Source organism: Aquisphaera insulae, from assembly GCF_011064615.1.
Lineage (GTDB): Bacteria > Planctomycetota > Planctomycetia > Isosphaerales > Isosphaeraceae > Aquisphaera > Aquisphaera insulae.
The window spans coordinates 1-11911 of the sequence record NZ_JAALJH010000150.1; the positions used below are offsets into that span (position 1 = coordinate 1).

1 protein-coding gene is annotated in these 11911 nt (G+C 69.1%); it reads right to left on the reverse strand.

Annotated features, from left to right (window positions below; all coding sequences use genetic code 11):
* The coding region (locus tag G6O54_RS35395; RefSeq protein ID WP_165235209.1) for an Ig-like domain-containing protein at nt 1-11911 on the reverse strand (11911 nt) is incomplete at both ends.

Genomic DNA, 11911 nt, shown 5'->3' on the forward strand with positions numbered 1-11911 from the left:
GGCTTTCACCGTCGGCGGCACCAGCTCCGGAATCTGCGTCGAGGCATCCGCCGTCCCTGGCGAAGCCTCTCGGTTCCCGGCCCTGTCCGTGGCCACGCTATAGAACCCATACGCATGCCCCTGCGCCCCGAGGTACGTCGCCGACGTGCTCGTCGTCCCGGTGAGCCACGGGCTGAACGCCCCGCCATCCACCGAGACCAAGATGTCATACGCCGCGATCCCCGATCCCCCCGCATTGTCCTGCCCGGACCACTCGACCAGGAACGACTCCGCGCGGGTGATCGCCGGCAGCGCGGTGACGGAGCTGGTGGGGGCGAGGACGTCGGGCAGGGCCACGGTCGTCGTGGCGTCCGCGGCCGAGGGATCGGCCTCGCGGTTGCCGGCGGCGTCGGTGGCGACGCTGTAGAAGCCGTAGCTGTGGCCGTCGCTCCCCGTGAAGAGGGCCGAGGTGGCGGTCGTCGCCGTGAGCCACGGCCCGAAGGGGCCGCCGTCGATCGAGACGAAGACGTCGTACGAGGCGATCCCCGATCCCCCCGCGTCGGTTCCCGACCAGGAGACGAGGAAGCTCGTCGAGGTGGAGACCTCCGGCAGCGGCAGCACGGCGCTGGTGGGCGGGGTCACGTCTGGCGCGGGGCCGTTGCCGAGGTTCACGACCTGGACGTCCGCCGGGTCCAGGCCCTGGTAGCGGGCGTCGGCGCTCGTGGCCGCGGCGGTGAGGATGGAGTAGGAGACGTCGGTCGTCCCGGCCGTGCCCCCCGTGATGATCACGGCCTGGGGGATGTCCCAGTTGTCCGGCGTGAAGGTCAGGCTGGAAACGCCGACGGTCCCGGCGGACGGGTTGCTGCTGGCGAGCGTCACCACGACGTCCGCCTCGGGCTTGGAGTCGAGCACGACGTGGAACGTGGCGGTCGTGCCCGTCGTGGTGGCGAGCTCCGAAATGGGCGTGACGGTGATCCCCGCCGCGGGGGCGGCGGCCGGCGTGTAGCCATAGGTGAAGAGGCCGCCGGCCTCGCCCGGGACGATGGCGGTCGACGTGGCCTGGGCCTTGCCCAGGTAGAGGCGGACGAGCCCGTCGGTGGCGCCGACGAGGAGGTCCGGGATGCCGTCGCGGTTGACGTCGGCGACGAACGGGCGGGACCTCGGCGTGCCGGCCAGGTCGATCGTGGCGCCGTCGGCCGCGAGGGCCCGGTAGCCGGAGAAGGCCGGGGCGGTCGCCGTGCCGACGTTCGCGTAGAGGAGCAGTTGCCCTTCCGTGTTGCCGACCAGCAGGTCCTTGAGGCCGTCGCCGTTGAGGTCCACCATCGCCACGCTCGCCCGGCCGGTCGGCACGGCCAGGTCGTCGATGCCGTCGCGGACGATGAGGATCGAGCGGAAGTCGGGCGTGCCGCCGGCCGTCGCCCGGTTGAGGAGCACGCGGACCTTGCCGTCGAGCGCCCCCACGACGAGGTCGAACGCGCCGTCGCCGTCCCAGTCGGCGACGTCGAACGCCGCCCGGTCGCCGACGTCGAGCGCGGCCTTCGCGCCCGGCTCGCCGACCTCCACGAACGCGGGCGACCCGAACTCGGGCGCCGCGTCGGTGTGCTGATTGAGGAGGACCGCGATCCGGCCGTCGGCATACCCGAGCAGCAGGTCCTTGCGGCCGTCGCCGTTCCAGTCGAACACGCGAGGATAGACGCCCAGGCAGCCCGCCGCGGGGACCGTGAGGTCGGCCCCGGCGGCCTGGACGTAGGTGAACGAGTCGTAGGTCGTCGCGGTCCGCCGCCCCTGACCCAGGTAGAGCCGGACCTTGCCCACGCCCGCCGTCATCTCGCCCACCAGCAGGTCGGGCAGCCCGTCGTCGTTCCAGTCCACGACGGCGGGGACGGCATTGGCATCGACCTGGAGCGTCGCCCCGGCGGCCTGGACGAGGCCGGCGAACGAGAAGGACGGGGACGTCGCGGCGACGCTCGCCGAGCCGCCGCGGAGCGGATTGCCGGCGACGTCCGCCAGCCGGCTGCCGTCGAGCGTCAGCGTCCAGGCACCGTTCAGCCCCCGGGCATCGCTGCCGAGCTCGATCGTGAGCGTGTTCGTCGCGGGATCATAGGTGAATCGATCGGGCGTCAGGGCGATCGTCCCGTTCGTGGCCGACCGGATCGCGACGGCGGACGTGATCGAACCGTTGGCGATGAGGGCGTCCAGGTTCATCGCCTCGCCGAAGACGACGCGGACCGAGGCGACGCCGCCATCGACGGCGGGGACCGCCGAGATCTGCTGGACGTCGGGGCTGGTCTGATCGATGAAGACGGTCGCCTCGGCCTCGGACCTGTTGCCGGCCGCGTCGACAACCCGCGCCACGATCCGGTGGGTGCCCGGCGAGAGGAGCGTGACGTTCCTGGAGAAGGACGAGCCGGTCACCGTCGCCAGGCCGAGGTCGGCGAGCGTCGTGGCGTCATACAGCGAGACGGTCGCGCCCGGCTCGGAGAGGAGACCGGAGACCGTCAGCGTCGGGAGGTTGGTGCGGCCGTCGCCGACGGTGCCCGTGTCCGGGCCGATGGATAGGCCGCCGACGACGCTCGGGGCCATCGTGTCGAGCACCCAGGAGCTTGTCCCAACCTGGCCGCCGCGATTGCCGGCGAGGTCGAGCACGCCGGCCGTGTCGATCCGCAGGAGGTAGGTGCCGTCGCCCGCCGCGGCGGCGGCCAGCCCCGTGACGCGGAAGGTCGTGGCCGAGAGTCTCGTCACCTGCACGCTCGCCGGGAGCGTCAAGAGCATGCCGTCGTGGAAGAGCGACAGAGCCCCGGCGCCGAACGAGGACGCGACGATGGCCTCGGAGAACGTGACGTCCACCCGATCGACGGGCGAGTTCGCCGGCGATCCGCGGTCGGCGACGGCCGAGGCGACCGACGGGGCGACGGTGTCCATGACCCAGGAGACGGACCGGCTGCCGACGCCCGCGCGGCCGTCGAGGCCGGCGAGGCCCGCGGCCTTGACCGTGAACACGTAGGACCCGTCGAGGGCCGTGAAGCCGGCGAGCCCGTCGACATGGAAACTCCGCTCGCCGGTCGGCGTCACGGTGACGCCGCCATCGAGAGTGACCGTCCTGCCGTCTCGCGAGAGGGCCAGGTCGTCCGCCGTGAAGGTCGCCCGATCGACGGCGATGGTGAAGGTGACGTCGACCGAGTTGACCGGCGTGTTGCGGGGGACCGAGTCCACGCCCGAGAGCGATTCGACCGCCGGTCGCGCCGTGCCGCGGGTCCACTGCAGGACCTTCGAGCCGGTACCGGCGTTGAGGAAGCGGTCGGTGATGCCCGAGGCGCTGATCGTGAGCGTGTAATCGCCGTCCTGGTCCGTCAGGCCATCCAGGCCGGAGATGGTGAAGTGCGACCCATCCGCGGCGGCGACGATCGTCACCGGCCCCGTGATCAGGTTCGGTCCGCCGTCGCGGGACAGGGAGAGGTCCCGCCAGTCGAAGCTGCTCGGGTCGATGACCTCGCTGAATCCGACGAGGACGCTGTCCGGCGTCGTACCGCTCGTCGCGACGGTCACGACCGTGGGGCCGACCTGGTCGATGGGCTCGTAGTAGAGCGTGTAGGAGCCCGTGCTGTCGCGATCCAGGAGGTGGAGGCTGTTCTCCAGGGTGGGCCGCCTCCCCAGGCCGATGAAGGTGCGGTCGGTCTGCCAGAAGTTGCTGGTCGGCACCTCGGTGCCGTCCGACCGGACCACGCGGACGAGCCGGTATTCCGAGCCGCCGGGGTCGTTGCCGACCATCCGCAGGTAGCTCCAGCCGCCGCCCATCTGGGCATCGAGGTGGACGACCAGGTGCTTAGGGTCCACCGCACGGTCGACGCTCGCGTTGGAGCCGAGCCCCACAATGGCGACCGATCCGTCCGAGAGGTAGAGCGTATCCGGATTGTCGCCGGCGTCGAGGATGTCGTTGACCAGGAAATCCGGCTTGCCGTCGGAGAGCGTCCCCGTCGCCTGGACGATGTGGATCAACTCGTGGATCGACACCTTCTTGATGAGCGACAGCCGCTGATCGCCGAGCGGATTGATGTTCTCGAAGGTCGCCTTGTAGCTGACGAACTGGCCTTGCAGGGTCGAGGTCAGCCACCACGTCCCGATCTCCACCTCTCCGGGGGCGACGTCGCCGAAGTCCGCCAGGAGCGAGGGGGTGAGGTTTTGGCCTGCGACCTCCGTGGCGATGATCTTGAAATCGACCAGCAGGCCCTTTTCGTTCTCGATGATCTGGGGCTGGGCGGAGGTGATCGTCAGGTCGCGAGCGGTTCCTGCCCCCTTGTTCTGGACCATCACGGCCAGGGCGAAGGGCTGGGAAGGCTCGGTGACGTCTTCGGTCCACGGGTCGTCGGCCAGCACGTCCCGCTGATGGAAGTAGGTCAACTCGAGCTCGGCCTGCGGATACACGGTGATGGCGACCGGGGTCAGCGTGGCGGTGATCTCGATCCCATTCTCGACGTATCGGAGCGTGCCGCCGACGAAATACTGGGTGGCCTCGGTGACGGCCGCCTCCGTCGTCGGGACGATGATCCACCGGGATTCGCCGGTCGAATCGGCTGCCAGGACGCCCGTGCCGTCTACCGCGCTGAAGCCGGTGTACGTCGGCGGATAGATCCCGAAGAGGTCCGTGACGACCACGCCGCTCGCATCGACGATGACGATGTCGACGTCGACTCCGGAGAGAGCATCGCCGGTCGTGTTGATCATCTCCAGGCGGGCGTCGAAGGCGTCGCGGGTCATCACCGCGTCCTGGCTGATCTGGATGCGAACCTGGGCGCAGACGCCGTCCGATGAGTCGAGCGTGTCCATCGCGGTGTCGAGCGCCGCGACCGATGCGTTGAAACCCTGGAAGACGTTGACGAAGCCCGCCGCCAGGGCCTCGGAATCGGCACCCGCCGCGGCCTGCCACTTGTCGAGCCAGACCTTGGCGTCGATGAAGTCCGTATTGAAGCCCTCGGGCAGCTTGTCCGCGCTGGTGTAGCCCGCGGCCCAGTAATCAAGGGAGCGGTTCCAGCGGCTGATCACCGAGTCGATCGTCGCGGTGTCGATCTGGTTTGTAGCCGCCGCGGCCAGGAGGAGCTGTCGCTCTCCACCATCGATGTGACCCCCGCCGCTTGACGTCGATCCGATCGCATCTACATAGAGGTCCAGAACTGCCGAGGGATTCCCGCCGCTGAGGATCCAATCGAAATTACCGAGGGCATAGAAGATCGGATCCATCGTCGTCATGAAGCGGTCGAACCATGCCAGATAATCCTGGATCGCCGCGCCGACGAGTCCCCGATAAGGGATGGCGAGACTCCCTCCGTCGGCGGTCGTCAGGATGTCGGACAAGCTCTGACTGCTCTGGGGGCCTTTATATCCTCCGGCGATGATCTCGCAGACCGACTTCGTGATCGCCTTGAGGTTGCTGCCGCCGCCATCGAACGCGCCAATGCAATCCAGAAACTTGCAGGTGTTCTCAACGACGCACCAGATCTTGCCGACGGGTGTATTCTTGGCAATCTTGTCAATCGCGTTGAGTATGCAGCCCTTGACTATTTCTTTGAGACAATCGTTGATGGTCGGGTCCTTGCCTTCGAGCAGATCCTCCGTGGAGTTGATCCCGCAGTTGATGGGGCCGCTGTAGGCGCAGTTCTCGGGCATTGGCACGAAGCAGATGACCAGGTCGATAATCGGCCTGAGGCAGGGATCGCACGTCGGCTGCGAGGGCGCGACGGGTGCAACGTACACTCCGGTCCCTTCGCCGCCTCCGCCTCCGCCTCCTCTTCCGACTTCGACTCCGGGTATAACCGGACAGTCGACGTCGATGTTCGTGATGTAAATGGGGATGCTCTTCTTGACGACGACCGGGCCGCAGATGTACGTCCAGTTCAGGTTTGCTGGAACGGTGCACTGAAGGGAACCGGCATCGGTGGCGACGAAGCCACCGCCGGAGCTGTCATCCTCGTCGCCGGCCAGGAGGCGTTCGATGATGACGGGGATCACGATCGAGCTGCGGGCCGGCAGGTCCCCGATGTCATCCACCAGCGGGGTGAACCGATACATCGAGTGGGAGCCGAAGATCAGGGCGGTATTCATTGCCGTGATCCAGCCGTGGTTGGTGAGCGTCAGGTCAACCTGGATCTTCTGCCCGACGGCCGTGAGCGGAGCGAGGTCGATGACCGCGGGCGAGACGGTGACGACCGGAACCGGGACGTTCGTTTCGAAGATCGTCTCGATGTCGATCCGGGTGCGGTCCTCGATCCCCGTCGGCGTCACGGTCCAGATGTAGCGCACCGCCTGACGCGACAGGAAGGCGACCACGCGTCCGGTCTCGCCCGCGTTGATGAAGATCGTCTCGCGATAGGTGTCATGCGAGCTGGCGCGGACGTCCAGCACGTAGTATCCCTCGCGGATGTCGTGGAAGGACACCTGGCCCTGGGCGTCGGTCGTGCCGGTCGCGACGGTCTCCCCGCTGACGGCGTCCTGGAGGATGGCCGTGGCGCCGGCGAGTCGCGGGGCCTCCTGGGTCTGATAGTAGAGCTCGTCCACGGCGGTGACGGCCAGATCCCCCTTGCCCTCGGAGACGACGCGGAATGCGAACGGCACGGACAGGTCGGGGCCGCCATCCGCGACGTGCAGGACGAGGTTGCCGTTGTAGGCGGTGAGCACTGCGTCCGCCGCGGGAGTCAGCACGAGGGTCACCGCCGCCGATTCGCCCGGGGCGAGCGCCGGCAAGGTCGCGGGGGTGGAGAGCGACAGCCAGGAGAGTGCGGGGAGATCGACCGTGATCGCGCCGCTCGATGCGCCGCCCTCGTTGGTGACGCGGAATTCGACCACGCGCTGCCCGCCGCGCACCGCGGACGCGACCAGGGAGGGGACGCCGGCGGTCAGCTTCGAGTGCAACTGGAGCACCTCGACGTGAAGCGGCACGTCGAGCGTGGCGCCTTCCGCCGAGGTGATTCGGAGGGTCAGATCGGCCTGGTGAAGATCGGTGGACGCGGTGGCGACCTGATAGATCAGCGAGGTGGTGGCCAGGGCGCCCAGGCTTCCGCCGGACAGGGAGGCGGTCACGGTGAGGTCGGCGGGCGCGTTCAGGACCTGCACCGAGAGCCCGCTGAGCGGCACGTCGGCGAGATTCCGCACCGCGATCTGGCCCGAGTTCGAGGCCCCGTCGATCACGGTGAGGCTGGCACCCGTCGGTTCGGCCTTCAGGCCGAGGAGCACGAACTCATCCTGGACAGCGGCCGAGTCCACTCCCGGATGGGTCGCGAAGATGCGGTAATGCCCCGCCTCGCCCGGCAAGGGCCGGAACGTGGCCTGGAAACGGCCGCGATCATCGGCGAGCGCGGAGATGATCCGCTCCGTCCCCCGGACCTGCAGGTGGATGTTGACCATGGCGTAAGGCGCCCCGGCCGTCGAACCGGCGGCGATCGCCTGACCGGTCAGGAGGATCGGCGTGCCGGTCGGCTCGATGTCCGCATCCGTCGACACGGTCGCCGAGTAGGCCGGGTTGATCGTGACCGGGCTGGCGCTGATGCGCGTATTGTTGGTCGTCGAGATCGAGCCGGTGACCTGGTTCAGGTCGGTGGTGGCGATGATCCAGTACGTCCCCGCCCGGAGCGGGGCGCGGACCGGGACGATCCGCTCGTAGTAGCCGTTTGCGTCCACCTTCCCGGAGAACGTGTAGCTGCCCAGCAGGGTGTCGTCGCCGATGTACGGATCGGGCGACAGGTAGATCCGGTCGACCCACGGCTGGATGGTCCCGTCGGCCGCGACCAACCCGTCGTTCGTGACCCGGTAGCGGACGTTGAAATACTGCTCCGTGAGGGTCGAGCTGTCCGGCTCCAGCAGGCTGAGCGCCAGGTCGGGCACGTCGGCATCCGTCACCACGATCGTCGCGGCGCCGGACGTGTACCCGCCCGCAGCGGCCGTCACGACCACGGAGACGCTGCCGTCGGAGATGCCGTCGCGGATCGTATCGAGCAGGACCTGGACCGATGACGCCCCCGCAGGGATGGTCGCGGCCGAGGACACCGCGAGCTTGCCTGGATGGTCCGAGGCCAGCGCGACCGTCAGCGCCTCGGTCGTCGCGGTGTTCCGGGAGATCGTCAACACCGCCGCCCCTGCCACCCCCTCGCGCACGAGCGCCTTGTCCACGGCGATCGTCAGGGTCGGGCCGTCATCGTCGGTCACCGTCAGGGTCGCGACGGCCGTCCCGGTTGCATTGGGCAAGGAGCAGCCGCAGTCTGGCAGCGTACCCACGGCCGTGATCGTGACGACCTTTGAGCCGTCGACCAGCGCGTTGTCCACGGCGGCGATCATGAACGAAACCGTCTCCTGGCCGGCCGGGATGACGACCTGGGAGGGCACAAGGGCTTTGGCCTTGTTGCTGCTGGACAGGTTCACGGTCAGGGCCGCCGAGGTCGAACCGGACCGGCGGACCGTCCCCGTCATGGCCTGCGATCCGGCCGACTCCGAGATCGACGTCCCGGGCAGCTCGAGCGAGATCGTCGGCAGGTCGTCGTCGAGGATCGCCAGCGTCGTCGCCCCGCTATTGGTCCCGCTCGCCGCGGCGGTCAGCGTCACCGACAGCTCCTCCTCGGGGACGCCGTCGTCGGTCGCCTGGACGGTGAACGAGACGGACGATGCCCCCGCGGGGATTGTCACCGTCGCGGGCATCGTGACCTGCCCGGTCCGCGACGCCGTCAGGCTCACGACCAGCGATGTCGTCGTGACGAGGTCTCGCGTCACGGTGGCGCTGGCCGAGGCCCCCTCGACGAGCTGGGCGGCATTCAGGCTCAGGGTCAGCGTGGGCCGGTCGACGTCGATCAGTGTCAACTCGCGCGCGGCCCCCGCGAAGCCTGCGGCCGAGGCCGTGATCGTGGCGTCCCTGGGGCCGGTGACCGCCGGATCTCTCGTCACGCCCACCCAGAACGCCACCGCCGCTTGCCCCGCCGGGATCGTGACTGTTGAGGGCACTCCAACCCAGGTGAGGTTCGACACCAGGTTCACGGTCAGGGCCGACGACAGGTCGCCCTGGCGGGCGATGACAGCCCGCATCGCCGTGGCGCCCGCGTCCTCACGGACCTGTGCGTCCGGCAGCGAGAGCGACAACGACGGCACCTCGTCGTCGACGACCTGGACGACGGTCGAGGCGCTCCCTTGCTGGATCGTGCACCCGCATTCCGGAAAGGTGCCATTGGCCGTAATCGAGACGGCGATCGTCCCGTCGACCGTCGCGTTGTCCACCGCGGCGACGGCGAACGTGACCGACGCCTGGCCGGCCGGGATGACCACCGTGGCCGGGACCGTCGCCTTGCTCGTCGTGCCGCTGGCGAGCTTTACGGTTAAGGGCTGGTCGGTCACGACGTCCCGCGTCACGGTCCCGGTCGCGGCCGAAGCCCCGGCGCCCTCGCTGAATGCGGAAGGAGCGACCGTCAACGATAGGGTCGGCACGTCGTCGTCCAGCACGTCCACCAGGCCCGCGCCGGACGTGTAGCCGGCCGCCACGGCCGTGACCGTGACCTGCTTTGCCTTCTCAATGATGGCATCATCGACCGTCTCCAGCGTGACCGTGACCGATGCCTCACCCGCCGCGAAAACCACCGTGGGGAGCAAGAACTGCGGAAGCGTCGAGCGGATGTTGCTCTCCGAGAGCGCCACCGTCAGCGCCTGGTCGAGCCCCGCGTTGCGGGTGATGACGGCGGTGATCGATCCCCCCTCGGTCACCTGCGAGGCGCCCGGCACGATCGTCAGCGTGGGGACGTCCACGTCCCGGATCGTGACCTGGCCGCTGGCGCCGGCGGCGTTGGGGGCGGAGGCGGTGAGGGTGGCGAGGCGGTCGCCGGTCACCAGGCCGTCGCGGACGACCTGGAGGTTGAAATCGACCGAGGCGGCTCCCGCCGGGATGGTCACGGTCGCAGGCACGACCAGGCCGGGCGAGCTGCTCTGGAGGGCGACGACCAGCGGGTTGCTCGTGTCTCCCGTCCGCGCGATCGTCCCCACCGCCGCCGGGTTGGTCGCGTCCTCGCGGATCGAGGAGACCGAGAGCGACAGCGAGAGGGCCTGGACGAGGATCCGGAGCGAACCGGTGAACGCATCGGCCGCTTCGCCGGGCGTGCCGTCGCCGTCCTGATCCATCGCGTTGCCGGCCAGGTCCAGGACGCCGGGCCCGACCTTCAGCGTGTAGTCGCCCGGCGCGTCCTGGGCCGCGAACGGGATCCGGTACGTCGCCGTCGTCCCCGACACCAGGCTCGCCACGCCAATCGTGACGCCGCCCGCCGGCCCCGTCAGGGTCACGGTCGAGCCGTTGAGCGAGACGAGCCGGATCGGCTCGGTGAACGTGACGTCGATGTGGTCGATCGTCCCGAAGTTCGAGCCCGTCGGCGCCATCCCGACGACCGCCGCGCCGGTCCGGTCGATCGTGAACGAACCTGCATACGCCGCCGTGAGCGCATTGCCCGACAGGTCGGTGATGTCCGGGCCGATCGAGACGGTGTAGCTGCCGTCCGCGGTGAGCGGAGTGAAGGTGATGTCGAAGGTCGTCGCGTCGAAGGGCGTCACGACGATCGACGCGTGATCCACGGCGTTCGGTGGCCCATCGAGGGTCACGTCGGCCGCGGTGAAGGAGGAGGTCAGGATGGCCTCGCTGAACCGAACCCGGATGGCGGAGACGGCGCGGTTCAGCAGTCCGGTTGGGCTCAGAGAGACGACCTGTGGCGGCGTGGTGTCGGCCACGAGCGTGAAGGCATCGTGCGCGAGGTCATCGGCCTCGCCGTTGGTGTTGTCTCCGTCCTGGTCCAGCGGGTTCCCGGCGAGGTCCGTGACGCCCAGGCCGACGGCCAGGTCATAGGCTCCCGCCGTGATGAGCGGGTTGAACGCGATCGCGTACGATGCACCGGAGCCGGTCGCCGACGCAACCGAGATGGCCTCGCCGCCCGGCCCGGTGAAGGCCAGACTGGACGCCCGGAACGAGCTGGAGTCCAGGGCCTCGTTGAACGTGAGCGAACGGCCGTAGAGCGGGGCCTGGGCGGTCGCGGAGCCCGGCAGAAGCCGCGGGCCGTGGGTGTCGATGATGACGCTCAGCGTGGTCGCGACCGTGGACCCGACCACCGGCACGAACGTGGCGCGGACCGTGTGAACGCCATCGGCCAGCGCGGGGGCGGTGAACGAGTACGTCCCGCCGACGCCCACCACGCGGGTGACGTCGTCCACGCCGTCGCCGTCGAAATCCAGTCGGATGGTCCCGGCCTTGCTCACGGCGACGTCGAAGCTTGGGGTCACGACGTTGGTGATCCGGTCGGCGTGCGACGCGCCCGAATCGCTGGCCGCCTGGAGGGCGAGCGTGACCGTCGGCGGCGTCAGGTCCGGGAGGATCGTCAGCGCCGCGTCCCCGCCGAACAGCGGCGTCCCGGCCGTGTTCTTGACGAGCGTCCCATGGATCACCAGCCGCAGCGTGTCGTTCGGTAGTGACTGGGCCAGGTGGATGACCGCCGTCCGCGAGGGGGCATCGAAGAGGATCTGATCGATCCGCGACGACAGGTCGACGTCATTCCCGTTCCCGAAGATCCCATCCCCGCCGCTGGCCAGGATCGCGTAGTGCGTCGGATCCGTGACCGACGCCGCGTCCATCCCCGCCGAGTCATAATACGTCACCACCACCGCCGACGGCTGCAACGCCACGTCGATCACGCTCGGCGGCGAGAGGTCGATGAGCCCCTTGTTCGTCACCGCCAGCCCCGACGTGTTCAGCGTGCCCGCCCCGCCGACGAGCCCTCCCTCCTCGTTCGTGAACGACGCCCCCGTGAACGTCGCCGTCGTGCCGAGGATCTGGATCACCCCGTTATTCACGTGGTTCGCCCCGGCTCGCCCGATCGTCACCCCGGTCGAGATCCGGATGTGCCCGGCGTTGACGACCTCCGCCGAGATCTGC